The sequence below is a fragment of the Propionicimonas paludicola genome (genome assembly GCF_002563675.1).
Lineage (GTDB): Bacteria > Actinomycetota > Actinomycetes > Propionibacteriales > Propionibacteriaceae > Propionicimonas > Propionicimonas paludicola.
The window spans coordinates 1,825,537-1,851,760 of record NZ_PDJC01000001.1; the positions used below are offsets into that span (position 1 = coordinate 1,825,537).

The following is a 26,224-nucleotide window of genomic DNA, read 5'->3' on the forward strand; positions in this document are numbered from 1 at the left end:
GGTCCTCCCAGGTGTGACTGCGTCGTCACAGCCAATCTCGCCCGCGCGAGCCGCCCCGTCAATGGGTTCGCGCCACCGACTATGCGGGGTCGGCAGTTCTCGGCATCACCTCGTGCCAGAGCCACCCAGTTCCTGAAGGCTCTCGGCTCACCCGGCAAACGGGTCGGCGTCGTCGCGAACAGCCCGGCTCCCCCGGACTCCGAGCCAGACCTCTCGAAGAGTCGGCGTTGCCACGTAGAAGCGCCCCCTCTTCTCGCCGTGCGGCTCCAGATAGCCGGCGTCGACCAGCGCCTTGAGATCTCGTCCGGCAGTCTGCTCGGTGATCGTGCTACCCGACTCGGCAGCGATCTTCAGATAGGTGGCGCGACGCAGTCGCAGCCCCATGGCGGCATCGTTGAGCGCAGCCAGTTGCCGCTCCTCCCGGGCGCCGACCAGCCGCTCGATACCCATCCACATACGCTCTGCATCGTCGACCCGGCGACGCAGAGTGGACGCCTGCCGCAGATGCGCGGTCAGCGTGAAGCGCACCCACGCCGTGGTGCTCCGCTCCGGAGCCCAGTGACCGCCTCCGACCTGAGCCAGGACGTCGTAGTAAGCCTGACTGTTGCGACCCAAGTACTCCTCGATGCTCATGAACACCGGGGACAAGATGCCGTTGCGAGCCAGCACAAGGCTCTGCAGACAGCGCGCCATCCTCCCGTTCCCGTCCCGGAAGGGGTGGATCATCACTAGGTTCAGGTGAGCCATAGCCGCCTTCACCAGCAACTCGTCATCAGCGCAGTCGTTCACATACGCGGCAAGCTCTGCCATGAGTCCGGGAACGTGGTCGACATCGGCACCCTCATGCATGATCTCCTGAGTCTGCTCGCGCTGCACGTAGATGGAGCCGGCTCTCCAACGGCCGGGACGGTTGAGCAGCGAATACCCGGTCATCATGAAATGCAGGCTCTTGAGCAGGCTCACGCTGCACTCGAAGTCCTGGTCGTCAGCGCGCTGCAGCACATAGGTCATCGCGTTTCGATAGCCCTCAAGCGCCATTCGCGTCTCGGTGCTGGAGTCCAACGGCTCCTCTCCGAGCGCGACCGCGGCGACGTCGTCCAGTCGTGCGTCGTAGCCTTCGATGCTGTTCGAACCCTGAATGTTGCGGGCAAAGGAGAGGCGTCGAAGTGAACCGGTCCAGCGATGCGGCTCATTGAGAACGAAGCGCAGCCGAACCCGAAGATCCTCGATCTCGGCAAGCACAGCAAGCTCACGCTCATCGAGTTTCGCTGATCGATAGAGCATTTCATACCTCCTCAATGATGTTTACTATACATCATTACGTGCAGGAGATGCGGCACGAAATGATCGAGGGCTAGACCTTTCGCGGTAACGCCTCGTGGAGCCGCCATTGGAGCTCGGCGATCTCGTCGGGCCCGAGCGGACCGGGCTCGGCCAGCAGCGCCTTCAGCTTCTTCATCCAGAGCACGTTGACGCCCTGCACAGTGAACGCCCCGCCGATCAGTGGCCAGTCGGCCTCCACGAAGCACAACACGCCGCGCACCGGGACCTCCGGCTCGTCGGCCAGCACCTGACGAACCAGCCCCACCTGCTTGTGCATGCCGTCGACCAGCGGAGTGCGGTTGCGTCCGCCGATGATGAGTAGCTCCTCCCGCGGACGAATGATCCCGCCCTCGATGCGCAGTTCCGGGCGCTGACCGCGGTAGCGCTTGGCGTCCACCACGAACACTCCGGACGGGCAGACGACCAGGTGATCGATGTTCGCCTTCGTCCCGGGCACCTGGCGATCGTGCAGCACGCGAAGACTCGGTCCGGCGACCTCAGCCAGCATGTCGCCGAGCCGCTCCTCCCCCATGGCTCCACTGGCCCAGGCCGTCGTCGTCTGCGGGTCGTCGAACACCGCCAGCAGGAACTTCCCGATCCGGGGATGGGCGGCCTGAACCCGCTCTTGGCGCGCATCGTGGCGCCGCTCGTACTCCTGTTTGGCCGAACCACCGGCCGTGCCGTCGACCGCCTCGAGCAGCGGAGCCGACTCTGCGGCCATGGCACGCCGAGGGGGTTCGCTGGCCTCGGCCGGCCCGTCCAGCCCGCGCCGCGGACCGCAACTCACGCAGGCCACGGACCTGCTCGTCCGGTCGTAGTCGGCCAGCTCGCCCGCGGCGAGTTCGGCACCACACCGAGAACAGGTCCCGGCGTAGCGCAACTTCATCCGTTTGACGGCAGGGGGTGTCGCCGTAGCATCGGTCACCCGGCCATTGAACAGTGCGCCTGCGTCCCGCCGCAGGCAGCGAGCGGAAATCGCCGCCTTCAGACCGGCAGGACGCCGCGGCGGGCCAGGTCGCCGAGCCAGAACAGGCTCGGCTTGGCGGTCCGGACGAAGCTGTCCCGGTCGACCGCGACCAGGCCGAAGGTTGGCGCGAACGAGCCCCACTCGTAGTTGTCCAGCAGCGACCAGTGCAGATAGCCACGGACGTCCGCGCCGTCGGCCATTGCTGCCGCCAGTCCGGCCAACGCGGCCCGGGTGTACTCGATCCGCTCGGCATCGTCCGCGGTGGCGATGCCGTTCTCGGTGACCAGGATCGGCAGCCCGGTCAGTCGATGAGTGTGCCGGACGGCATCACCCAGCGCGGCCGGGTAGTACTCCCAGCCGGTCAAGGTGAACCGGGTGCCGTCCGGCCACGACTGCGGGCCGTAGCCGAGTGAGTCCTCGGTGGGCCCTATGAGGGTGCGCAGATAGGCCTGGACGCCGATGAAGTCGTCGCCGCGGGCCTGCTCCAGGAAGAAGTCCTCGCGCCAGTACCGCCAGGCGTCGCGCTGCGCCTCCCAGCCGGGGACGGCCTGAAAGGCCTGGTTGGCCACGCTCCAGCCGACCCGGGCCCGGGTGGACGCGCGGACCACGTCGACCGCCGCATGATGCGCGGCGGCGATCGCCTGGGCGCGCTGTTCGTCCACGCCGACCGCGTTCATGCCCAAAGTGGTGTCGGTGATCGCGCCGAGCTGGATCACCAGCATGTTCGGCTCGTTGATGGTGATCACCCAGGCCACGTCGGCCAGGATGCCGACCGCAGCCTCCACATAGCGGGTGAACCGGTCCACGGCGTCCGGCGCCTGCCAGCCGCCGCGCTGCTGCCACCACCGCGGAAAGGTGAAGTGGTGCAGGGTGACGATCGGCTGCACCCCGGCGGGCAGGCAGGCGTCGATCATGGCCCGGTAGTGCGCCAGCGCGGCCCGCGAAATGACCCCGGGCTCCGGCTCGATCCGGGCCCACTCGATCGAGAACCGGTAGCAGCCCAGCCCGGACTCGGCGAGCAGGGCGATGTCCTGGCCGTAGCGGTGGAACGAGTCGCAGGCATCCCCGGACGGCTCGGGCACCGCGGTGCCCGGTGCGTACTCGGCCACCCAGTGGCCTGTGTTGACGTTGCCGCCCTCGGTCTGGTGGGCAGCTGTCGCAGCACCCCACAGAAAGCCGGACGGCGCTGCCACCACCGGGCCGCGCTCACTGATTGTCGCGCTCACCCTCGGCTCCTCCCAGGTCGATCACCGCGAAGCTGAAGGGCTCCAGCTCCACCCGCTCGTGGCCCAGCATCGCTCCTTGCCCGAGCAGGATTCGGGACTGCTCCGCCAGCGCCCACGGCCAGCTGGCCGGACGCTCGGACGGGTTCAGCACGACCAGCAGCGACTCGTCCTCGCCGCGCAGGTAGCCGGCCGGATAGCCGTCGGCGAGCAGCCACAGCGGCGCTCCGGCGGCCAGCCGAGGGTCCCGGTGCCGCAGCGAGATCAGCTCCCGGGTCAGGTGCAGCAGCGAGTCCGGGTCGTCGAACTGGTCGGCCAGGTTCGGTGCTCCGGGCGTGCAGTCGGCCGGCAGGTAGTGGCTGTCGGTGGTGGTCGGCGCGAACGGCGTCCGGGCCAGGTCGCCCCACGCCATCGGGGTCCGGGAGCCGGCCCGCTCGAACCGCGGCTCCAACCGGGAGCCCTCGAAAGGTTCGAGCCCGGGCAGGTACCGCATGCCCAGTTCATCGCCGTAGTAGAGGCAGGGCATGGTCGGCCAGGTGAACACCAGGGCCAGCGCGACCGCGGCCTGCCGGGCGTCCCGGCTGCCGGCGACCAGCCGGCTGAAGTCGTGGTTTCCGGTGGGCAGGCCGATCACCCCGGATCGGCCGTAGCCAGCCTTCGGGTCGGCCGCCGTGATCGCCCGAACGGCCTGCAGCCAGGCCGCCGCGAAGGTCTTCAGGCTGCCCTGGCCGGACGCGTCGGCCCACGACGGATGGGCAGGCCAGTGGTCGCTGACCGTGCCGCCGCCGTTTTGCCACAGCGATCGCAACGGCAGTCCGTTGTCGCTGCCACCGAAGTGGACGAACATGTCGGCGTGGAAGCCGGCCGGCACCGACAGGGCCGGATCTCCCCATTCGGCGATCAGGATCCGGCCCGGATAGTGCTGGTCGATCCAGCTGCGCAGCTCGGTCCACAGCCGACGGGTCTCGACGAGTTCGGGATCGTCCTTGACCAGGGATGCGGCCATGTCCACCCGGAAGCCGGCGACGCCCAGCTCGAACCAGTGCGCCATGATCTGGGTCAGCGCCTCCCGGTTGGCCCGCGGACCGGGCGCGTCCACCGGTTGGCGCCACGGCTCGTCCGGGTTGAGTCGGGCGTAGCCGTAGTTCAGCGCCGGCTGGAAGTCCAGGAAGTTGGGCAGGTAGGCGCTGCCGTCGGGTCGCGCGACCCAGCCGGGCCGAGGCTCTGGCGACCACAGGTACCGATCACGGACGGCCGGCTCGGCTCCTGGCGTGGAGGCCGCCAGGAACCACGGGTGCTCGTCGGAGGTGTGCCCGGCGACCAGATCCAGCACGATCCCGATCCCCCGCTCGGCGGCGGCCTCACACAGCGCGGCCAGGTCTGCGTTGCTGCCGTAGCGCGGGGCGATCGTGAGGTAGTCGGCCACGTCGTAGCCGGCGTCCCGGAACGGAGAGACGAAGCATGGGTTCAGCCACACAACGTCCACCCCCAACCAGGCCAGGTAGTCCAGTCGCTCGCGCAGCCCGATCAGGTCGCCGATCCCGTCGCCATTGCCGTCGGCAAAGCTCTGCGGGTAGGCCTGATAGAGCACCAGCTCGTCCAACCGGTCGGCCAGCGGGACGATCGGTGAAGCCACGGGGCTCACGAGACCGCACTCGGGCCGAACGGCAGGCTGGCGGCCTGGCGCTGCACGTCGAGCCGGGCGTGCAGGGTTCGCGACGAGGATCCGATGACGACCTGGTAGCGGCCCGGCAGCTGCCGCCAACACTGCGCCTCGGTGTCGGCGAACGCGAAGTCGCGCACGCCGAGCCGGAACCGCGCCGTGGCGGTCTGCCCGGGCTCCAGGGTGAGCTTCTCGAAGCCCCGCAGCTCGCGTGGTGGACGGGCCGGCCCTCCGGCCGGCGGCTCCAGATAGAGCTGGACGATCTCGCTGCCCCGGCGCTGGCCGGTGTTGGTCACCGATACCGCCACCTCCACGGCGTCCCCATCGGCAGCGACCAGCTCGGCCTCGCCGTAGGCGAAGTCGGTGTAGGACAGCCCGTGGCCGAACGGGTAGCGGACGTCGAGGTGCTGCGCGTCATACCAGCGGTAGCCGATGAACGGGCCTTCGGCGTAGTGAACCACGCCATCAGCACCGGGGAAGGTGTCGTGGCCGGGGGTGTCGGCCAGCCGCATCGGGTAGCTCTCCCCCAGCCGCCCGGACGGCTCCGCGCGGCCGAACAACACCTCGGCCACGGCCGTCCCCACCCCCTGGCCGCCGAGCCAGCTGAGCAGGATCGCGTGGGCGCCGTCATGCCACTCGTCCATGGTCACCGCCGAGCCGGCGGCCAGCACCACCACCAGCGGCTTGCCCACTGCCACTAGGGACTTCAGCAGCTCCACCTGGTCGGCCGGCAGCTCCAGGCTGTGCCGATCGGCGGCCTCGACCTCGGCGGCGATCGGCAGGCCCACGAAGGCCACCACGACGTCGACGGCCTCAGCCACGGCGACCGCCTCGGCACGTAGCGCGTCGGCATCGGCCGGCCCCTCGATCTCGAACTCGCGGTAGAAATCGGTCCGGGCCAGCGGATAGCCCGGGGCGTAGCTGACCCGATCCCCGGCGATGGCGGTAATGGCGGCCAGCGGCTGGTCCACCCGCAGCGGCTCCAGCCCGGCTGATCCGCCGCCCTGGATCCGCGGCACCGTGGCGTACCCGCCGATCACGGCCAGCTTCGCCGTGCTGTCGGCGGCCAGCGGCAGCACGCGGTTCTGGTTGCGGAGCAAGGTCATGGCGGCCGTGGCGGCCTCCCGGGCCAGCTGGTGGTGAGCTTCCTCACCCAGCCCGGCCCGCTGCTCGGCGCTGAGCGGCTGACCAGGGACGATGCCCGGGTCGCGGACCGGGCTGGGTGCCGGACGTCCGTCCGGCAGCGCCCGCAGCGCGAACGCCACCACCCGGCGGGCGGCGCGCTCCAGGACGGCCCGCTCCAGTCGTCCCTCGTTCACCGCGGCCACGATCGCGGCCGCACTGCGTCCGCCGGTTCCCGGCATCTCCAGTTCCATCCCGGCGGCCACTGCGGCGACCGGGTCGTGGACGGCATCCCAGTCCGAGACCAGCAGCCCGTCGTAGCCCCACTCGTCGCGCAGCACCTGGGTGAGCAGCCAGTGATGCTGCGAGGCGTGGGTCCCCCAGATCCGGTTGTAGGAGCACATCACGGCCCACGGGTCCGCGGTCGCGATCACCCGGCGGAAGGCCTCCAGGTAGAGCTCACGCAGGGTCCGCTCGTCCGCCTCGACCGAGATCTCGGTGCGTTCGGTCTCCTGGTTGTTGGCCGCGAAATGCTTCAGACAGGCACCGATGCCCTGGCTTTGCAGGCCGTCGATGTAGGCGGATGCCAACTCGGCGGTCAGCACCGGATCCTCGGAGAAGTACTCGAAGTTGCGCCCGCACAGCGGCGTTCGCTTCAGATTGATGCCCGGCCCGAGCAGCAGCTGGATGCCCATGGCCCGGCTCTCCTCACCCAGGGCGACGCCGACCCGACGGATCAGGTCCCGGTCCCAGGTGGCGCCCAGCGCGGACGCCGTCGGGAAGGCCGTGGACGGGATCCAGACCTGATCGACGCCGGTCTCGGTGCGCAGCCCGTGCGGGCCGTCACTGACCTCGGCCGCGGCCAGGCCGAGCTCCGGGATGGCCACAGTGCGCCAGTCGTCGGCGCCACTGACCATGGCGGCCAGCTGCTCGAGGCTGAGTTGGGACACCACAACGTCTGCGGTGGTCACAGAGGTACTCCTTGTCCGAAAGTTACGTCTGACTAGGTGCCCAGGAAGCCGGGCGGATACGGAAGCGCGGCCACGCGCTCACGCAGCTCATCGGTGAGCCGCACTCCGCCCAAGGCGAGGGCATCGAGGACGCAGCCGGCCAGCGGGGCGGCCGTGCTGACCCGCACCGGGGCGTCCGGGAACCGCTGCTGCAGCGCGGCGACCAGCTCATCGCGGAAGATCGAGTGCTCGGAAGTGATCACCGAGCCGTTCAGGACGATCGGGAAGTCCGGCCCTGGAACGGCCGAGACCTGACCGGCCACCCACTCGCCGTAGCGGACGAACGCCGCCGCCTGCCGACGGACCAGCCCCTGGGCCACCGGGTCACCGGTGGCGGCCACCTGCAGGACCAGCCGGGTGGCCCGCAACTCGTCGTCGGTCGGCCGGGTCCGGAACCTGCGGGTGAGCGAATGTCGTAGCTCCCACGGGTCGGGCACCTCGAACATCGCCAGCAGCGGCTCGGTCAGCGCAGTCGGCTCGCCCAGCCCCATCCAGGCCAGGCAGACCGCGTTGATGCCCGTCTCCGCGAACCCCCAGCCGCCGAGGTTGTCGAACACCCACCAGCCCGACCACGCCTGATCACCATCCCGGTTCCGAGCGGCGATCGCCGGACCGGTGCCGACGGTGATGGCCAGGCCGACCCCGTCCAGCGAGCCCAGTCGCAGCGAGGCGACGCCGTCGTTGGCGACGTCGACACTCTGCAGGCCGGGAAGGCCGGCGGCGATCCGATCACGCCACCAGGCTTCGTCCTCCGGCCAGTCGACGCCGGCGATCCGGAAGGCCGCTGCTCGGACTGCGGCGGCGGCCACTCCGGCGTCGGCCAGTGCCTGGGAAGCCGTCCCGAGCACAGCCTCGGACGCGGCGTCCACGGACGTGGCGTTGTACATGTCGCCACGCCCGCCACGGGCGCGGCCAAGGACCGCACCCGTGGCGTCGGTGACCACGGCCACCGTCTTGGAGTTGCCCGCATCCAGGGCCAGGAAGTGCCCGCTCATCGCAGCAGGCGCTCCGGCAGGTAGGCGGCGTGAGCGGCGGCCATCTCGTCGTACAGCTCCTCGGCCACCCGCAGGCCGGGCACCAGCGGGTTCGCAGCCAACGCGGCGATCGCGTCACGGCGAGTGCCGATCCAGGCCGCTTCGGCGGCCAGGTACTGGTACTCGGCCAGCTGCTGGGTGATCCCGCGGACGGTGTGCGGCAGCGGCTTCTGCGGTTCGGGGTGCACCCCGGACCCGTCCACCTGGCACCACACCTCGACCACCACGTCCTCATCGAAGCCGGGCAGCACCCCGCCGGTGTTCGGCAGGTTCACCGGCAGCCGCTCGGGGGTGTCGTTGTAGTAGGCGTCCATCACGTCCAGGGCCAGCTCGAGCTCATGGATGCCGCCGCGGGAGCGGTTCGGATCCAGATCCGGGACGTCGGCGAAGGACTGCTCGGTGTAGTGCTGCCAGTAATCCGGCAGCGCCTGCATGATCGTCTCCGACCGGGTCAGCCGCGCTCCCTGGAGTTCGCGCAGGATCTCCGGGCCGTAGTAGTAGTACTGGAAGTAGTCAGCCGGGACCGACCGCATGGTCACAGCCAACTCCAGCATCCGGCGCTCCAGGATGTCCATCGTCGGATCGTTGCGACGCTCTTCCCAGGCCTGATCCAGCAGCGGCATCAGGTCGGCACCGTCGTACAGGTGCTCGAACGACCAGCCGTTGTGGTTCACCCCGGCCATGGTGATCTTGGCCCGTGCCGGATCCAGCCGCGCTGCCCGAAGGGTGGTGTTCGGGAAGTACATCAAGCCTTCGCACATCGAGTAGATCGGCACGTCGGTGAACCGGCTGACCGCCTGGGAGACGATGTTCACCGGATTGGTGTAGTTGAAGATGACCGCCTTCGGAGCGACCGCCTTGATGTCCTCGATGATGCCGGTGAACTGATTCAGCGAGCGCAGCGACATGAAGAAGCCGCCGGGTCCCTGGGTCTCCTGGCCGATCACGCCGTGCTTGAGCGGGATCCGCTCGTCCAGCGCGCGGGCCTCGAAGTTGCCCGGACGGAAGCTCGTCAGGACGGCATCGGCGTCGGTCAGCCCGGCCCGCCGATCAGTGGTGGCCGTGATCGTGATGTCCAAGCCCTTGTTGTCGGCGATCCGCTGGGACATCCGTCTGACGATCTCCAACCGCTCAGGATCCAGATCGACCAGCACCACCTCAGAGCCGCGGAAGTGTTCACCGCGCTCCAGGAACGAGGCCATGGTGCCGGCGCCGCGGGACGAGCCGCCGCCGATGTAGACCAGCTTGATAGATGCCATTTCTTCCTCTCGTGATGGGTTCGAGTATTAGGGACGCGCTGCGTCGGCGTCAGCAAGGACCTGGTAGTCGCGGCAGGCCTTCACCGCAGTGGCCGGCCAGGTCGGGTCATAGTCGTCGGCAGCCGCGATCCGGTCGAAGGCGTCGCGCTTGTCGGCCCCAGTGAGCAGCAGCAGGGCCTGGGCGCTGTTGTCGACGATGGTCGAGATGCCCACCGAGATGCCGTGCCGCGGCACCTGGTCGAGGCTGGCGAACACCGGGAAGGTAGACATGTTGTCGTGCCGCGTGCTCTCCGGCAGCTCGATCACCCGGGTCTTGGAGTCGCGCGGCGAACCCGGCGGGTTGAACGCGATGTGACCGTCGCTGGCCCCCGAGGCCAGCAGGAACAAGTCGATGCCGCCGGCTGCGGCGATCTGCCGGTCATAGGCCTCCGGGTCAGCCGGGTCGGGGCACCAGACCCGCACCGGGGCTCCGCCGGCGTCGACCAGCGGAGCCAGGATCTGGCGTTCGGCATAGCCGATGCAGCTGTACTCGCGGCGAGGGTCGACGCGCCGCAGAGCGTCACCGTCCGGCTCCAGGTACTCGTCCATCAAGACGACCACCAGCGGGCTGACGTCCAAGCCGGCCGACACCAGTTCGGCCAGCGCCGGGAACACCGGGGCTGGGGTGCGTCCGGTGGGACAGCCGAGCAGGAAGTCCCGGCCGGCGGCTGACGCCGTCCGAAGTCCGTCGGCGATGAGTGCCGCAGCGCGGGCCCCCACCTCCTCGGCGGTGGCGACGATGATGGGCAGATTGGTCATAGCAGTACCTCTGGTTGAAGCGGGACGGGGTGACGGGATCGGATGCCTGGTCATTCCTTCAGGGCGCCGGCGAGCATCCCGGAGATGAACTTCCGCTGGAAGATGACGTAGAGGATCAGCACCGGAGCGGCGACGATCAGGCCGCCGGCGGCCATCAGGTTGAACAGGGTCAGATGTCGTCCCTGGAACACTCCCAGGGCGACGGTGGCCGGCTGGTTATCGCCGTGCAGGAAGACCAGGGAGATGAAGTAGTCATTCCAGGTCCACATGAAGCTCAGCAGCAGCAAGGTGGTGATGGCCGGACGCACCAGCGGCAGCGCCACTGACCAGAGCATCCGCAAGGGACCGGCTCCGTCGAGTTCGGCGGACTCGAACAGCGAGCCCGGCAGGCTGCGGAAGGCGGCCCGCATCCAGAAGATGCCGAACGGGACGCCCATTCCCAGGTGGATCAGGATCACCCCGGGCAGGCTGTTGGTCAGCCCCCAACTGCGGAACTGGTAGTACAGCGGGACGATGATGGCCTCGGTCGAGATCATCATGCCGAGCACGATCAGCGGGTAGAGCACCTTGTGACCGCTGACTCCCAGGACCCCGAAGCCATAGCCGCCGAGCACGGCCAAGATCAGCTGTCCGGCCACAGCCGAGCAGGTGATGATCAAGGAGACGGTCATAGCCCGGGCGAAGTCGGCCTCCTGCCAGGCGGTGGCGAAGTTGCTCCACTCCACGACGCCGGGCACCGGACGTCCGGCGCGATCGGGGCTGAGCGCGGCACCTACGAAGGCGCCGACCGGGAACAGAACGGCCACGGCCAGCACGGCCAGGATCAGGTAGGTGAAGACGGCCTCGAGCTTCTTGGACATCAGTCACGCTCCGAGAACTTGGAGATGGCCATGGCGATGGCCAAGCAGAGCAGGGCCATCACGATGCCGATGGCGGCTGCCTTGCCGACCTGCGGGTTGACGAAGGCGGCTCGGTACAGCGCGACCGCCGGAGTCAGGGTCGCCGTGCCGGGACCACCACCGGTGGTCACCCAGACCAGGTCGAAGGTGCGCAATGCCCCAGTGATGGTCAAGGTCAGCGCCACGGCGATCTGAGCCCGCAAGCCCGGCAGCGTCACCGCGAAGAACTCCCGCAGCGGTCCGGCACCGTCCACTCGGGCGGCCTCGTAGAGCTCGGTCGGGATGTTCGAGATGCCGGCGATGAACAGCACCATGCAGAAGCCGAAGGTGACCCAGGTGCCGATCATGCCCAGTGCCGGCAGCGCCCAGGTGAAGTCACCCAGCCAGCTGCGGGTCAGCGCGTCCAACCCCACTGCGCGAAGCATCGAGTTGAGCGCCCCTTCGGGCCCGTAGATCCGCTTGAAGACCAGGGCCACCACGACGCTGGTGAGCACCTGCGGCAGGAAGTAGATGAACCTGAAGACCGCCATCCCGGCCAGCTTGCGACGCGTGATCAGGGCCGTCGACAACAACCCGAGCAGGATCGGCAGGACCGAGAAGAAGAGGATCAGCACCAGGACGTGGCCCAGCGTCGACTGCAGCACCGGATCGGTGAAGAAGGTGATGTAGTTCCCCAGGCCCACCCACGTGGCTGCCGAGACTCCGTCCCAGGCGTAGAACGAGTACTGGAACGACTGGGCCAGCGGGACCAGCACCACGATGGCGTAGAACGCCAGCGGAAGTGCCACGAAGGCCAGTCCGATCCGCTTGTTCCGAGCTCGGGGCGAGTGCCCTGCGCGGCGGCTCCCGCGGCTCGCGCCACCCGAAGATCGGGTGGCGCGAGCCTCAACGGTGTTCATCTTCGCGACTGCCTGGCGGGTTACTTGGAACCGGTCAGGAAGGCGTTGCGGTCAGCATCGACAGCCTTGACCAGCCCGGCCGGGTCGGTCTTGCCCGCGTAGAGCAGCTGCATCTGCTGGTTCAAGGTGTCCAGCATTGTCGGGCTGGTCCAGTCGAAGTACGGGACGAAGCCGTCGGACTTGGCGATGGCGTCGGCACCGGCCGCCTCAGTCTGGAGGGTGGCCATCTTCTCCGGGACAGTGATGTCGGAGTGCATCAGCGGAATCAGACCGAAGTCCGCCGATGCCTGGGCGGCGTCCTTCGACATCAGGAAGTCGAGGAAGGCGGCAGCCACGTCCGGGTTCTTGCACTTGCTGGCGATCACCATGGCCGAGGGCGCCGCGCCCACACCGACGGTGCCGCTGCCGGACGCCTGGGGCAACTGGATGTACTTGAACTTGCCCTGCTGGGCGTCGGTCAGGCCCAGCGAGCCGGTGTACTCGAAGCGGAAGATGCCCTTGCCATCAAGGTAGTTGGCGACGGCGTCCTGGTAGTTGATGCCCTCGTGATGCGGGGTGAACCAACCGGAGTCGTTCCACTTCTTCACTGTCTCCGCGGCCTTGGTGAGCCCGGCCTGATCAGCGGTGACTGCAGTATCGCCGTAGGTGAAGTTGTTGATGGCGTCGGCGCTGGCGTACATGGCCTGCAGACCGAGCAGCACCGCGGTCGGGGAATCCTGGCTGCCATAGGCGATCGGGATCTCACCGGCGTCCTTGATCTTGGCGGCGGCCGCCTCGAACTCGGTCAGCGTGGTCGGCGGCGTGATGCCGAGCTTGTTCAGCTTCTCGACGTTGTAGTAGATGCCGATCAGCGACACCCGGGCGACCGGGGTCGAGAACAGCGAGCCCGAACCGATCGTCTTGAAGTCGGTGGTGAACTGGTTCTGCCGAGCGATCGTGCTGGGGATCAGCTTGTCCCAACCGAAGGCGGTGGAGTACTTGTCGAGGTTGAGCACCAGATTGCCCTTGGCCAGGGTGCCCAGCGACTGCCAGCCATTGTTGGCGGTGGCGATGTCGGGGCCGTCCTGCTCGGCCAGCTGGAGGTTCAGCGTCGAGGTGAGCTGGCCCCAGTCCTCCTGGGTGCGCTCGATCTTGACGTTGGGGTACTTGGTCTGGAACTTCTGGATCATCGACTTGATCCACTCGCCCTCGCTGCCGCCCCAGAAGTCGGACATCTTCAAGGTGACGTTGCCTGCGGCCGCGACATCGGTGACGACGGCCTGAGAGGACGAGGACGAGGGTGCCGGGGCGGGTGCCGTGCCACCAGGCGCACAGCCTGCTGCTGCCAACAGAGCTGTCGCGGTAAGTGCTGCTGCGAGGGTCCGGCGGACCGTTCTGGATTGCTTCACTCCATACTCCTTCGCGCTGTGGGGGCTCACCACATCAATGTGGGCTGAGCACCTCCAAAGATACCAGCTAGTCCAGTTGGCGCAACTTTGCAGACCAGTAACTCAGGAACGCCACAACTGGTATGCTCCAGCTATGTCTGGTGTTACGGATACCGCCTATCGGCACATTGAACTGAGCCTGCAGCGCGGCGAGTACCCCCCTGGGTCCAGACTTCCGGGAGAACGTGAGCTGGCGCTCCGCCTGGGAGTAAGCCGGGTGACGGTGCGTCGCGCCTTGGGCCTGCTGGAAGAGGCCGGCAAGCTGGAACGCTCCTCCCAGCGCGGCTGGTTCGTGAACAGCGCGGTGCTGGGTGAGGTGCCCAGCAAGCTCCAGTCCTTCAGCGAGATGGCCCGGGCGCGCGGGTTGCGTCCGACCGCCCGCGTGCTGATTCAGCACGTCCGTCCGGCCACCCTCGAGGAGGCCGAACAGCTGCACATCGCCCCGGCCGCTCCGGTGATCGAGTTGCGCAGAGTCCGCGGCATGGACGGCCAGCCGATCTGCGTCGACCTGGTGGTGGTGAAGTACGACGGCGCCGAACCGCTGGCCACCGCGGACATGACCGACAAGTCGATGTATGAGCAGCTCGAACAGCTGTGCGGGATCAGCCTGCATCGCTCGGCCTACACGGTTCAGGCGGACGCCGCTGACAGCGAGATCGCCGCCCTGCTCAACTGCCCCACCGGCGCACCGATCCTGATTGGCACCGAGGTGGCCTACACCGCCGATGGCCAACCGGTGCTGCTGGGCATGAACCGCTACCGCGGGGACGCCTACCGGTTCCGCGCCGACCTCTTCCGTCCGGCCTAACCGGGGACCCCTCCGCTCGAAGGCTCAGTTCCTTCGAGCCTCCACAGGCGTACCGAGATACTCCGTGGCCGACGTCTGACCTATTGCGTATACACGCGTATGCGCTATGCTCCTGCCATCTCCCGGAAGGAGGACGCATGACCAGGCCCACCGCCGGTCGCCGGTTCATGACCGGTCGCGCCCGCCTGCCGCGGACGCGATGTCACCACAGCTGACTCGACACACTGCGCCCCACCGATCGGCGCCCACTCGCAAGGACCATCTGTGACCACCACCACGCCACGTCCCGCTGCCCGCACCGCACACCTGTCCGCGGGCACGGACTCCCGATTCACCGTCATCCCGGCGGCTGAAGCGGTAGCCCGACGCGCCCGGCTCGACCCGATCATCCTGGACGGCTCGCTCCGCCTGGCCGCCGCACAGTACGACGGTGACTACCGGGCCAGCAGCGGACGTTCGGGGTGGCTCGCCGAGCGGATCGCGGGATCTCGCCACGTCGATCTCCTGACCCAGTGGGTCAACCCGGACGCCGGCTTCCATTTCGCCGCACCGGATCCCGGCGCCTTCGCCGCCGAGCTCGGACGGTCCGGCATCGACGGAACTCGCCCCATCTGGCTGTACGACCAGAACAGCCAGATGTGGGCCTCCCGGCTGTGGTGGACGCTGCGGAACGCCGGCCTGCATGCGCAGGTGATCGACGGCGGCCTGGCCGAATGGCACCGGGCCGGCGGCGAGCTCGCCAGTGGCGAGCCCACCGAAGCCACACCACAGCCGACCGCACCGCCGGCCGTCCGCAACCTGGGGGTCTGGGTGGACCGTCGCCAGGTGGAAGCGATCCTCGACGCCGGGGATGCCAGCGACGTCCAACTGGTCTGCGCACTGTCCGAGGACGCCATGTGGGGACGCGTCCCCACTCGCTACACCCGTCGCGGACACATTCCGGGCAGCCTCAACCTGGCCGGCCATGGGTTGCTCGGAGCCAACGGAACGCTGCTGGACGGGCCCGGCCCGGATGCACTGTCCGGCCTCGATCCGGCACGTCCCGTCGTCCTCTACTGCGGAGGTGGCATCTCCGCCAGCCTGGCCGGACTGGCCCTGGTCCACTGGGGCTTCCCCGATGTCCGGATCTACGACGGCTCCCTCGAGGAGTGGTCGGCGATCCCCGAGGCGAGGCTGGTGAGCCAGTCATGACCGGTCCACGAGCCAGCAGACCGACACCTGAACGCCTGAGCGCCGCAGACCGGCGCGGCGTCCGTGCGATGGAGCGATGTCCCAGCCATCCGCACCGCTCGTCCTCACCCACCTTCCATCCATCTGTCATTGCATGAGAAAGCGATCCGAACATGTCTACATCAACTGAAGCAGCAGCAGCCCCGGTCACGGCGAGTCCGTACGCCTGGCGGGTCATCGATATCGTCATCGCCAGCGTGATCGGCGTTGCCTCGGGCGTCGTCTTCTGGGCCTGGGGCCTTGCCTACAACGGTCTGAGCGCACCCCTGCAGATCCTGCCCGGCTTCTCGTCCATCCTCGGCGGCGGCTGGCTGTTCGCCGGCGTCCTGGGTGGCCTGGTCGTCCGCAAGCCGGGCGCGGCCATCTACACCGAACTGCTGGCCGCAGTCGTCTCGGCCCTAGTCGGTACCCAGTGGGGCTTCCTCACCTTGGAGTCCGGCCTGGTTCAGGGTCTGGGTGCCGAGATCGTTCTGGCGATCTTCCTCTACCGCAAGTTCAACCTCGGAGTGGCCGCACTTGCCGGCGCCGGGGCGGGCGTCGCCCTGGCCATCAACGACCTGATCCTCTGGTACCCCGGAGTCGACCTGCTCTTCCAGTCGGTCTACTTCGTCAGCGCCATCGTCTCCGGCATCGTGATCGCCGGGATCGGGTCGTACTACCTGGTCAAGGCCCTGGCCAAGACTGGCGCCCTGCAGCGGTTCGCTGCCGGTCAGGAAGCCACCAAGGAAGTCTGAGGTGACTTCAGTGCGCGGAGCGCAGATCCAGGCCCACAACTGGGGTTGGCGGCACTCCGGGCGCAAAGCGTTCGCCGTCGCCGGGCTGGACCTCACCATCCAGCCCGGCGAACGGGTGCTACTGCTGGGCGCGTCCGGGGCTGGGAAGTCGACCCTGATCCACGCGCTGGCCGGGGTGCTCGGCGGAGCCGAGGAAGGTGAACAGCGCGGACAGCTGCTGGTCGATGGGCTCGCCCCGGTGAAGCAGCGCGGACGAATCGGCCTGCTCCAGCAGGATCCGGACGCCCAGGTGGTGCTGAGCCGAGTCGGTGACGAAGTCGCCTTCGGGCTGGAGAACCTTGCTGTCCCCCGGGCCGAGATCTGGCCCCGGGTTCGACAGGCCCTGGCCGATGTCGGGCTGAACCTGCCGCTGGATCACTCCACGGCCGCACTGTCCGGCGGCCAGAAACAGCGGCTCGCGCTGGCCTGCCTGTTGGCGATGCGTCCAGGGCTACTGCTGCTCGACGAGCCCACCGCGAACCTCGACCCCGACGGCATTCTCGAAGTGCGGACGGCGGTGGACTCGGTGCTGGAGAGCACGGGATCCACCCTGGTAGTGGTCGAGCACCGGGTCGAGATCTGGGCCGATCTGGTCGACCGGGTGGTCGTCCTGGATGCCGGCGGCGGCGTCCTGGCTGATGGGCCCACCAGCTCGGTCCTGGCCAGCCAGGGTGCCCGCCTGGCCGAGGCCGGAGTGTGGGTGCCCGGCCATCACCCGTCCCACCGACGCAGCACTGTGCCGGAGGCCACCACCCTCCTCGGCACCGAGGGACTGGCCACGGCGCGGGTCCCCGGACATCTGGTCGCCGAGCAGATTGACCTGGAACTCAGCCGCGGCGAGCTGATCGCGGTGACCGGCGACAACGGGGCCGGCAAATCGACTCTGGCTCTGACCGTGGGCGGCCTGATCCCGGTCGAAGCCGGACGAGTGGTCGCCCATCCGTCCCTGGCCGACGGCGTTGGGACCGACCCGTTCGCCTGGCGCTCACGGGAACTCCTGACCCGGATCGGCACGGTCTTCCAGGAGCCGGACCATCAGTTCCTGGCCACCACCGTCGCCGACGAGCTGCGGCTGGGGCCGCGCGCACTTGGCCTGCCATCCTCGGAAGTGGAGTCGCGCACCGACGAACTGCTGGAACGCCTCCGGCTGAACCGACTGGCCGGCGCGAACCCGTTCACCCTTTCCGGCGGAGAGAAGCGCCGGCTGTCCGTGGCCGCGGTGTTGGCCAACCGTCCGAAGGTGCTGATCCTCGACGAGCCGACCTTCGGCCAGGACGCCAAGACCTGGCGGGAACTCGTGCTGCTGCTGGACGAGTTGCTGGCCGCCGGGCGGGGAATCTTGGCCGTCACCCACGACCGCGCCTTCACCACCGCCTTGGCCGACACCGAACTCCGGCTGGAGGCCGCCTTCGATGGGGGCGTCTACACCGGAGCCAAAGCGATCGAGGTGGCACGATGACGATCTCCGTCCAACCCGTTCTAGGGAGCGCGGCAGCGCGGCTGAACCCGGTCGCGAAGATGGCCGCGGTGCTGATCCAGACCCTTGCTCTCCTTACCTCGATCGACTGGGTGTCGGCCGCCGTAGCCGTCTCGCTGAACCTGATCCTGTTCGCCTGGGCCGGACTGAGCTGGGCCGAGTTCTGGAAGCGCACCTTCCCGGTCTGGCTGGCCGGGCTTCTGGCCGGCCTGACCACGTCCCTGTACGGGAGGGTCTCCGGCCAGACCTATCTGGACATCTGGTTCATCCACGTCTCCGACGGCTCGATCGCCCTGGGTCTGGCCACCTCCCTGCGGGTGCTCGCCATCGGGCTGCCCGGGGTGGTGCTGTTCGCGACCACTGACCCGACCGATCTGGCCGACGGGCTGGCCCAGATCCTCAGACTGCCCGCCCGATTCGTGCTGGGCGGGTTGGCCGGAGTCCGGCTGGTCGGGCTCTTCCTGGACGACTGGCGCCAGCTGAGCCTGGCCCGGCGGGCTCGCGGCGTGGCCGACACCGGCAACTGGCTCGATCGGCTGAAGCGTTTCGCCGGTCAGGCTTTCGCACTGTTCGTGTTGTCGATCCGGAGAGGCAGCAAGCTGGCCACCGCCATGGAGGCCAAGGGCTTCGGTTCGTCGTCGGTGCGCACCTGGGCCAGACCGTCCCAGCTGCGCCGCGGCGATCTCCTGATCGTGGTTCTGGCCGTGGCCGTGGCCGCGGCTGCCATTGCCAGTGCCGTGGCCGCCGGCACGTGGGTCTTCCTGCTGAGGAACACCTGATGACCGCCCAGATCCTCACCAACTGGGAGGCCACGATCGAGTTGGCGCTGTCTCGGCTGGACCAGTCCGGCCTGATCCTCATCGACGGGCCGTCCGGCTCGGGCAAGTCCACTTTGGCCCGACAGCTGCATCAGCGTGGCCTCGACGCCGGGCTGAACGTCCGGCTGCTCCGGCTCGACGACGTCTACCCCGGCTGGGGCGGGCTGAACTCCGGCGCGCTGGAAGTGGCCAGGGACGTGGTGTTGCCGCTGGCGGCCGGACGTCCGGCCAGCTGGCGTCCGTACGACTGGGCGGCCGGACGGAAGACCGAGCCTCGTGAAATGTCTCCCGGCGCCGGGCTGATCATCGAAGGCGTCGGCGCCCTGCATCCGCTGGGCTCACCGCATGCCGCCTTGCGGATCTGGGTCACTGCGGAGCCACTCGAGCGACGACAGCGGGCGCTGGAGCGCGACGGGGACACCTACCGTCCCCACTGGGAGCGCTGGGCCGAGCAGGAGCGCTCCTACTTTGCCCGCACCCGCCCACTGCGAAGGGCGGACGTCATCTTGGACACAACCACGAAGGAGAGCATCGATGACTGATCGGGTCAGACTGGTCGGCGAGTACTTCCACCCGTGGCCCAACTCGGCCGGCTTCTACCTGGCTCGCGAGCGCGGCTGGTACGCCGAGGTCGGAATCGAGCTGGAGCTGGTGACCTTCGACGCCTGGGTTGGCGACGGGCTGGAGTACCTGAACAGCGGACGCGCAGACTTCGGCGTGTTCCCCAGCAACCGGCTGCTGCAGCGCCGAGAACTCGGCCAGCAGCTCGTCGGCGTCGCCGCGGTGAACCAGCGTGGCCTAGAGACCGTGCTGACCGTGGCCGGCTCCGGCATCGAGCGGCTCGCCGATCTGAGCGGACGCCGACTCGGACTGAACCCCACACCTCGGGGACGCGCCATCGTCCGCGAGCTGGTCGCCCGCGACGGCGGCGACCCGGACCGGGTCCAGTTGGTCGACCTGGGCTCGCGCGAACTGACCGCGGCTGAGATCGCCAACGGTGTGGTGGACGCGACCTTCGGCTCGTACTGGGCCTGGGACAACCTGCGCGAGGACTACCCCTCCCATCAGCTGCGCGCCTGGGAGGTGGATCGCCATCTGGGGGTTGGCTACCACAGCTATCTGCTCGGCACGCGCGAGGACGTGCTGGCCGACAATCCGGAACTGGTGCGCCGCTTCGTCGAGGCAACCGCTCGGGGTTACGAGGCGGCAGCGGCCGATCCTTCGGTGATCCCCGACCTCTACGAGCGGATCACGCCCTACTTCTCGCGCCGCCTACTGGCTCGCTCCGGAGAGCTGATCTCCTCCACCTGGCTGCACGAGGGACGTTGGGGCACCCTTCGCACCGAACTGATCGAGCCCTACTCCGCCTGGCTGGCCGACCATCAGGTGATCGGCGATCCGGAGATCTGGCGTGCAGCGATCCGTCCGGCGGTCCCCGTCGGCTGATCCTCCTGCCCGGACCTCCGGTCAGGTGGTGGTCGGCTTGGTTGCGGCCGCCTTGTGATCGGCGAACCGGGTCAGCGCCTCTTGGCTGGCCCCGAACACCGCACACATCAGGACGAAGCCGGCCACTGAGCTGCCGCCGGTCGGTGCCGCCTGCACACCGGCCGATACGGCGACCAGCCCGACCAGAGCCGACCAGGCACCAACCACGATCTTCAGCAGGGCCTGAACCAGGTCGGGGCTGTAGGTCGTGGGGTTCGCCGGCGCCTGGGACAACGACGGGACCGCCGGGAACAGCGCCCCGAAGGCACCCACCACCATGGCCAACACGATCCCCGCACCGGTGGGGATCCCGGTCGGCACCGGAAGCCACCCTGACGGCACCGGCACGACCATGACCGTGACGCCCACCAGCACCGCAAGCGCCGCGAGACCGAGGGTGATGGCCCTCAGCAGCCCTCGAAATTGCCGCTGGGCTCGGTGACCGAGATCGCTGGCCGAATGGGCCGCGATGCCGGCCGCCAGCAGGGGTTCGGTGAGTGCGCCGAGGTGGTCTGCCACCGGATGGGTCTTCATCGCCTTCGCCAGCGCAACCGTCCTGGGGTCGGTCGGATCCAGCTGGGCTTTGGCCTCGGCAAGAACGGTGCTTGCGACCGCGGCGGCCTTGTCCGGGTCCGGGATGGCCGCGTAGTACGCCTCCTCGGCGAGGCGAAGCTCGGTCCAGGCGCGCTCCACCCGCATTCCTGTCCAAGCCTCACCCAGGGTCTGCCGGCCCTGCAAGAGAAGTGTGGCGCTCTCTAGATGCTCCACCGCTTCAGTCTTCGCGGCTCCGTCCGCCATCGCCGTCAGGCGAAGATCGAGCCTTTCGACTCGACCGTCGAGCTCAAGACGCCAGAAGCCCGTCCCGATCTGGCACCGTACCGTGCTATCCGCATCCGGCATCGGCTCTCACCTCCCGTCATCCGGGCCCGCCGCCCGCATGCCGATCAGCGGCGAGCGTGTGCAACATCACTATCTCGCCGACGCGGCACCCTCGCGGATGAATTCCTGGAGTTGTGAAATGCGGCGATCTCCGCCCGCAGGCAGTCTGCGGACGGAGATCGCGGTGTTGCCGAGGGCTCGGCGAGCAGGTCAGCGGATCGCGACCGGCTCCCCTGCGGCGGCCAGCGGGACGTCCCGGTTGGCCGCGGCGACCTCCTGGTAACCGGCCAGATGGTCGTAGAGCTCATCGGTGAGGACGTTCTTGTGGCGCGTGATCGCGGTGTAGGCCTGGTAGACCAGCACGGCGAGGTTGGCGGCCAGCGAGATCACCGAAACCGTCATCAGGGCGGCCGGGTTGTGCGAGGCGTTCACCGAGAACTGCGAGGCGGTCACGAAGCCCGGGACGGCCATGGTGAACATCATCCACAGCGCCAAGGTGGAGGCACGGTGCTGCAGCCAGGCGCCCTTCTTGATGAAGAAGGCCGGGATGGTGCAGGAGATCAGCAGGGCGGCACCGGCGTAGAAGGCGTGGTCACCGACGCAGTTGTAGACGTAGGCGAAGTTCCACAGGTCGTAGGCGATGATCCAGAACCAGAGCATGTCGGGCCAGATCATGTCCTTCGATGAGTCCTTAGAGATGAAGATGCCAAACCAGCCACAGATGGTGACCAGGTTGATCAGGCCGGCGATGCCGTTGAGGTAGTTCCACGGGCCCGACACCATGAAGACGCCGTCCACCATGCCGTTGGCGCCCATGGCGCCGACCTGGAAGTCACGGATGCAGGCCTCGGCGATGTTGATGGCCAGGATCGCGGCCGGGAAGATCAGCGCCCAGCGGTTCGCGGCCAGCTTGGGGATGTAGCGGATGGCCATGAAGCCGAGGCAACCGGCCAGCGCCGAGTAGACCTTCACCCAGTGGAACCAGGTTCCAGTGGACGAGCCCGCACCGGCGGTCTGCGGCCAGACGAACAATGTGAGGATCACCGGCAGGGCCACGAAGAAGGCCAGCCCGACCCACTTCCAGCGACGGGTGACCTCGTTGAGCCCGATCAGGGCTCCCAGCACCACGAACCAGGCGACCCAGGAGTACCAGGGAATCGGCGCGAACAGAAACATCTCTCTACCTCCCGACGGCCGGGGTCGATCGGCTTCGATCGATGCAGAGGAAACCCGTCCGCCTGCGATTTCGATGCTAGGGTCGCCGCAGTTGAGCCGAAATAGACAGATTCGGTGATCTGTCCAGTCTGCTCGGAGAATCGCGTGACATCTCACTCCAGTGGCACTCCCAAAGCCAAGCTGGCCCTGGCCGCCGCCCTGAAAGAGGCGCTGCGGACGACGCCGCTGGCGAAGGTCACCGTGTCCGGACTGACCACCGCGGTCGGAGTGAACCGGCAGACCTTCTACCACCACTTCACCGACATCTACGACCTGGCCGCCTGGGTGTTCACCAGCGAGTTGGCCGACCACATCATGGCCCACGCCAGCTACGCCGAATGGGCCGAAGGCTGCCGGCAGATGCTGGTCTACATGAAGCGGCACCGCGACCAGACCTACGCGGTGATCCGCTCGCTGCGTCACGCCGAACTCGAGCGCTTCCTGCACCAGGCCCTGCGGGCCATGATGGCCGTCATCGTCGGCGAGCTCGAGGGCGATCTGAGGCTAGCCCCGGCTGATCGCGACTTCGTGATCGACCACTACACACTGGCCGTCGTCGGGCACGTCATGCACTGGCTGGCCACCGACATGGCCGAGGACCCGAAGGTTCTGGTCGAGCGGATCGAGTTCGTCCTGCGCGGCTCCGTCCGCGAGTCGCTGGAGCGGTTCGCGGCTCGTCGGGTACTGAAGCGCTAGCCGCAGCCCGGCGGTTGGAGGCCACGGCAATACTGCACTGATAAACGGGACAAGGACGGTGAGCGATGCCGACGCTGGTCAGCGTGGTCGTGCCGGCCTGGAACGTGGCACACCTGCTGCCGCGCTGCCTGGACTCACTGCTCGCACAGTCCCATCGTCCGCTGGAGATCATCGTGGTCGATGACGGTTCCACCGACGGCACCGCGGCGGTGATGCAGGACTACCACGAGCGCCATCCCGAGGTGCACCTGATCAGCCAGCCCCATCGCAATGTCGGCCCGGCCCGCAACGCGGGGCTGAGCGTGGCGCGCGGAGAGTACGTGGGCTTCGTCGATGCCGACGACTGGGTGGAGCCGGAGTTCTACGCGAAGCTGGTCGGGATCGCCGAAACCTCCGGGGCGGACGTTGTGGTCTGCGGGCTGTGGTTCCACCTCGGACGGCTCAGGGCACCGTTCCCGTTCCTGCCCAGGGCGTCCCTGCTCAGCGGCGACCGGGCAGCGAGCCTGGCCCTGAACCCGGTCAGGATGCCGTCCTTCGCGTGGAACAAGCTGTATCGACGGGCGCTCCTGGGTGAGGAGGCGCCCTTCCCGGCCATCTACTACGAGGACATCGCGACCACCCCACGGATCCTGGCCCGCTGCACGAGCGTCGCCCTCACCCGCCGCTCGTACTACCACTACTGCATGCGGCGGGACAGCATCACCGGAAGCTTCGCAGCACGCCACGCCTTCGCCGTCGCCTCGGCGCTGAACCTCGTGCGCCATGACCTGCAGGCGACGGGCCGCTGGGAGCAGGACCAGGTCGGCTATCGCCGGCTGGTGTGGCTGACCGGAGCGATGGTGAGCATCCAGATCCTGTTCCAGCCCCATGCGGTTCCTTGGCGGTTGCGACTACCGCTGCTGCGACGATTCCGGCACCGACTGCGGACGTTGACTGGCCCGATCCCGCCTGGACGAGCTCTGCGTGTGCAGGAGCTGAGCGATGCGGACGTGCGAACCACCCACTCGGCTCAGCCCCACAGTGCAGCCGTCATCGTGGCGACCTCCGGCGGAGGCGATACGACACCAGGGGCGAGCTGAGGCCCTGAGCCGCCGGCCGGTGGATCCGCGCCCAGCTTCTTCGTTCCCTCACTAGGGGTCCTCTGGGAGCGCTCCCATTCTCGGCGGTTCTTGGCTAGGCTGCCGCGATGACTGACCGCAATGCAGGGGTCCGCCTGCTCGTCCGCGCCGGCTTCGCCTGGGCGATCCTCGCCCTGGCACTGTGGCGCTCGATCGACGCCTATCGGGTCGTCGTGGCCCAGGTGTCCGGGCTCTACCAAAGCGCCGACTGGCTGATCAACTACGGCGGCGGGTTCGTCCGGCGCGGCCTGTTCGGGCAGCTCTGGCTGATCCTGACCCCCAAGGGCCCGGGCAGCCTGTGGTGGTTGTTCTGGTTCCAGGTCGGTTGCTACGCCCTGATACTGGCCTTCGCGCTCACCTACCTACACCGATGCCGGTACAGCTGGTCGAGCATCGCGCTGATCTGCGGGCCGGCCGCACTGCCCTTCGTCGGCTGGGACATCGAAGGCGGCTTCCGCAAGGAGATCCTCATCTTCGTGGTCCTGATCGTGCTGGCCTGGACGAACCTGGCCACTCGGTTGCCGAGTTGGCTGCGCGGCACCCTGATCGGACTCGCCCTGGCACTGTGGGGTCTGGCCGCGTTCAGTTGGGAAGCGACGGTACTGGTGGTGCCGGCGGCCGGCTTCCTGCTGCTGGCCGGCGAACCCGGACGGGACCGGCTGCGCCTGTGGCGACGGATCTCCGCCGGACTGTTCGTCGCGGTCGGAGTGGCCGGCCTGGTCGCGTCCACCTGGGTGCCGGTGGCGTCCGGTACGACCGGCCAGATCTGTCGAGCGATCGGCGGGCACGGGGTCCGCTCGTCGATGTTCTGCAAGGGTGCGATCAGCGCCCTGGGCTGGAGTTCGCAGGAGGGCCTGGAGTTGGTTCGGACGTCCCTGCCGATGCAAGTCGGCTATCTGCCACTGCTGATCTTGGCCGTGTTGCCGATCGCGGTCTCACCGTGGCTGCGCCACAACTGGGCCTGGGCGCTGGCCAGTCTGCTCGGAGTGGCCGCGCTGTTCGTGGTCGGCGTCGACTACGGACGCTGGGCACACATCCTGGTGATGTCACTGGCCATCTGCATCGCCGCTAGCGGCCCCGAGGCGGTCGAGTCGAAGCTGTGGAACCCGATTTCGGCAGTGTTGTTCGTCAGCACCTGGGGGCTGCGGCACTACCAGCCGCCCGAAGCCGCACCCGAAGACTGGCCGTTCCTGGGCGCCCTGCGAGTGGTGATGGAGCACCTGTCCGGACTGCTTCCGCGCTAGTCAGCGCCACTCGCCCATGATCAGAAATTGATGGCCCGGATCATCGATGCCTAAGGTGCGTGGGTGTACACAAGCTCAGCAGTTGCCGAGTTGGAGGCCTGTCGGGCCGTACTCACCGGCCCGTCGTCGGACTCGGTGATCCTTGCCGTCCACGGCAAGTACTCCCACCAGGCTGACGCCGACATCCAGACATTGATGGACGTGGCCGTCCCGCGCGGCCACCAGGTCCTCACCTTCGACCTACCCGGCCACGGCAACCGCCCCGGCAGTCCGGACGAACTGAGGATCAGCGCCGCCGCTGGCGAAGTGGCCGGCATGTGTGCGTGGGCCGGCGAGCACTTCCCGCGGCGGCGTTGCTTCGCGACCAGCCTCGGGGCCTACCTGTCTCTGGTGTCGATCCCGGCGGACGCGCTCGAAGAGGCGTGGCTCCTCTCCCCCGTCACCGACATGGGCGCACTCGTGCGCGGCCTGATGTCCATGTTCGACATCACCGAGGACGATCTGCGTCAGCAGCAGACCATCACGACTCCGGTCGAGACCCTCGAGTGGGCTCAGTACCGGTTCATCGCCGAGCATCCAGTCGGCGGATGGGCCACGCCGACCCGCATCCTGCGAGGAGCACACGACGACCTGGTGCCACCGGGCAGCATCGAGACGTTCTGTGAGCGCACCGGCGCTACCCTCACCGTCGCGCCGGACTCCGGTCACTACTTCCACACCGAGTCCGACCTGGCCCAGCTGCGCTCATGGCTGGAGCAGGTGGTTCCGGTCGAGGCGCGAGCGCTCGATCAAGCCGGCGAGTAAGACAAGTCCTCGCAGAACGACCGCCGAGTACCCATCGCTGGGTGCTCGGCGGT

Annotated in this window: 24 protein-coding genes; 11 read left to right on the forward strand and 13 right to left on the reverse strand. The window is 68.2% G+C overall.

Going from position 1 to position 26,224, the window contains the following annotated elements:
* Positions 1-147: 147 nt before the first annotated feature.
* The 11 genes from ATK74_RS08425 to ATK74_RS08475 all read right to left on the reverse strand — a co-directional run bounded on the left by ATK74_RS08425 (position 148) and on the right by ATK74_RS08475 (position 13,585).
* Positions 148-1,284, reverse strand: coding sequence for a Fic family protein (locus ATK74_RS08425; protein WP_098460608.1), 1,137 nt, complete (start codon positions 1,282-1,284; stop codon positions 148-150).
* A 70-nt stretch (positions 1,285-1,354) separates the two neighbouring features.
* Positions 1,355-2,209, reverse strand: a complete 855-nt coding sequence (locus ATK74_RS08430) for a nuclease-related domain-containing protein (RefSeq protein WP_098460609.1) — start codon at positions 2,207-2,209, stop codon at positions 1,355-1,357.
* A gap of 98 nt (positions 2,210-2,307) precedes the next feature.
* The gene (locus ATK74_RS08435; protein WP_245840847.1) at positions 2,308-3,516 is read right to left on the reverse strand and encodes a glycoside hydrolase family 1 protein; all 1,209 of its coding nucleotides are present in this window, start codon (positions 3,514-3,516) and stop codon (positions 2,308-2,310) included.
* The gene (locus tag ATK74_RS08440) at positions 3,497-5,149 is read right to left on the reverse strand and encodes an alpha-amylase family glycosyl hydrolase (protein WP_098460610.1); all 1,653 of its coding nucleotides are present in this window, start codon (positions 5,147-5,149) and stop codon (positions 3,497-3,499) included. The genes ATK74_RS08435 and ATK74_RS08440 overlap by 20 nt, the downstream gene beginning before the upstream one ends.
* A gap of 5 nt (positions 5,150-5,154) precedes the next feature.
* Positions 5,155-7,269, reverse strand: coding sequence for a beta-glucosidase (locus tag ATK74_RS08445; RefSeq protein ID WP_098460611.1), 2,115 nt, complete (start codon positions 7,267-7,269; stop codon positions 5,155-5,157).
* 32 nt (positions 7,270-7,301) lie between these two features.
* Positions 7,302-8,303 carry a hypothetical protein gene (locus ATK74_RS08450; protein WP_098460612.1) on the reverse strand — a complete coding sequence of 334 codons (1,002 nt, stop codon included), beginning with the start codon at positions 8,301-8,303 and terminating at the stop codon, positions 7,302-7,304.
* A complete protein-coding gene (locus ATK74_RS08455; protein WP_098460613.1) occupies positions 8,300-9,601 on the reverse strand; it encodes a family 4 glycosyl hydrolase in 1,302 nt (433 codons plus the stop codon). Before ATK74_RS08455 ends, ATK74_RS08450 begins: the two co-directional genes overlap by 4 nt.
* Before the next feature lie 27 nt (positions 9,602-9,628).
* Positions 9,629-10,399 carry a 6-phosphogluconolactonase gene (locus ATK74_RS08460; protein ID WP_169923785.1) on the reverse strand — a complete coding sequence of 257 codons (771 nt, stop codon included), beginning with the start codon at positions 10,397-10,399 and terminating at the stop codon, positions 9,629-9,631.
* A gap of 50 nt (positions 10,400-10,449) precedes the next feature.
* Positions 10,450-11,259, reverse strand: a complete 810-nt coding sequence (locus ATK74_RS08465) for a carbohydrate ABC transporter permease (RefSeq protein WP_098460615.1) — start codon at positions 11,257-11,259, stop codon at positions 10,450-10,452.
* Positions 11,259-12,086: a carbohydrate ABC transporter permease gene (locus ATK74_RS08470; RefSeq protein ID WP_211283319.1), complete on the reverse strand. Its 828-nt coding sequence runs from the start codon at positions 12,084-12,086 to the stop codon at positions 11,259-11,261. The genes ATK74_RS08465 and ATK74_RS08470 overlap by 1 nt, the downstream gene beginning before the upstream one ends.
* A gap of 131 nt (positions 12,087-12,217) precedes the next feature.
* Positions 12,218-13,585, reverse strand: coding sequence for an ABC transporter substrate-binding protein (locus ATK74_RS08475; RefSeq protein WP_143483594.1), 1,368 nt, complete (start codon positions 13,583-13,585; stop codon positions 12,218-12,220).
* Between the two features lie 133 nt (positions 13,586-13,718).
* On the opposite strand from ATK74_RS08475, the gene ATK74_RS08480 reads away from it, so the two are divergent.
* The 7 genes from ATK74_RS08480 to ATK74_RS08510 all read left to right on the forward strand — a co-directional run bounded on the left by ATK74_RS08480 (position 13,719) and on the right by ATK74_RS08510 (position 20,176).
* Positions 13,719-14,432, forward strand: coding sequence for a GntR family transcriptional regulator (locus ATK74_RS08480; protein WP_098460618.1), 714 nt, complete (start codon positions 13,719-13,721; stop codon positions 14,430-14,432).
* 264 nt (positions 14,433-14,696) lie between these two features.
* The gene (locus ATK74_RS08485) at positions 14,697-15,623 is read left to right on the forward strand and encodes a sulfurtransferase (protein WP_098460619.1); all 927 of its coding nucleotides are present in this window, start codon (positions 14,697-14,699) and stop codon (positions 15,621-15,623) included.
* A 152-nt stretch (positions 15,624-15,775) separates the two neighbouring features.
* Positions 15,776-16,396: an ECF transporter S component gene (locus ATK74_RS08490; protein ID WP_098460620.1), complete on the forward strand. Its 621-nt coding sequence runs from the start codon at positions 15,776-15,778 to the stop codon at positions 16,394-16,396.
* Position 16,397: 1 nt separating this feature from the next.
* Positions 16,398-17,894 carry an ABC transporter ATP-binding protein gene (locus ATK74_RS08495; RefSeq protein WP_211283320.1) on the forward strand — a complete coding sequence of 499 codons (1,497 nt, stop codon included), beginning with the start codon at positions 16,398-16,400 and terminating at the stop codon, positions 17,892-17,894.
* Positions 17,891-18,691, forward strand: a complete 801-nt coding sequence (locus ATK74_RS08500) for an energy-coupling factor transporter transmembrane component T family protein (protein WP_098460622.1) — start codon at positions 17,891-17,893, stop codon at positions 18,689-18,691. Before ATK74_RS08495 ends, ATK74_RS08500 begins: the two co-directional genes overlap by 4 nt.
* Positions 18,691-19,272, forward strand: coding sequence for an AAA family ATPase (locus ATK74_RS08505; protein WP_143483595.1), 582 nt, complete (start codon positions 18,691-18,693; stop codon positions 19,270-19,272). The genes ATK74_RS08500 and ATK74_RS08505 overlap by 1 nt, the downstream gene beginning before the upstream one ends.
* A complete protein-coding gene (locus ATK74_RS08510; RefSeq protein ID WP_098460623.1) occupies positions 19,265-20,176 on the forward strand; it encodes an ABC transporter substrate-binding protein in 912 nt (303 codons plus the stop codon). The genes ATK74_RS08505 and ATK74_RS08510 overlap by 8 nt, the downstream gene beginning before the upstream one ends.
* Before the next feature lie 21 nt (positions 20,177-20,197).
* Here the strand turns inward: ATK74_RS08510 and ATK74_RS08515 are convergent, their stop codons facing one another.
* Both ATK74_RS08515 and ATK74_RS08520 read right to left on the reverse strand, forming a co-directional pair.
* The gene (locus tag ATK74_RS08515) at positions 20,198-20,908 is read right to left on the reverse strand and encodes a hypothetical protein (protein WP_143483596.1); all 711 of its coding nucleotides are present in this window, start codon (positions 20,906-20,908) and stop codon (positions 20,198-20,200) included.
* A gap of 396 nt (positions 20,909-21,304) precedes the next feature.
* A complete protein-coding gene (locus ATK74_RS08520) occupies positions 21,305-22,270 on the reverse strand; it encodes a DUF5692 family protein (RefSeq protein WP_098460625.1) in 966 nt (321 codons plus the stop codon).
* A 144-nt stretch (positions 22,271-22,414) separates the two neighbouring features.
* Here ATK74_RS08520 and ATK74_RS08525 point away from each other — a divergent pair, with 144 nt between their 5' ends.
* The 4 genes from ATK74_RS08525 (at position 22,415) to ATK74_RS08540 (ending at position 26,171) form a co-directional block, all read left to right on the forward strand.
* Positions 22,415-23,005 carry a TetR-like C-terminal domain-containing protein gene (locus ATK74_RS08525; RefSeq protein ID WP_098460626.1) on the forward strand — a complete coding sequence of 197 codons (591 nt, stop codon included), beginning with the start codon at positions 22,415-22,417 and terminating at the stop codon, positions 23,003-23,005.
* A gap of 65 nt (positions 23,006-23,070) precedes the next feature.
* Complete coding sequence (locus tag ATK74_RS08530; RefSeq protein WP_098460627.1) at positions 23,071-24,084, forward strand: glycosyltransferase family 2 protein; 1,014 nt, start codon at positions 23,071-23,073, stop codon at positions 24,082-24,084.
* A gap of 107 nt (positions 24,085-24,191) precedes the next feature.
* Positions 24,192-25,367: a hypothetical protein gene (locus ATK74_RS08535; RefSeq protein WP_098460628.1), complete on the forward strand. Its 1,176-nt coding sequence runs from the start codon at positions 24,192-24,194 to the stop codon at positions 25,365-25,367.
* Positions 25,368-25,430: 63 nt separating this feature from the next.
* On the forward strand, positions 25,431-26,171 hold the full coding sequence (locus ATK74_RS08540; protein ID WP_143483597.1) for an alpha/beta hydrolase: 741 nt from the start codon (positions 25,431-25,433) through the stop codon (positions 26,169-26,171).
* The last annotated feature ends 53 nt before the right edge of the window (positions 26,172-26,224 follow it).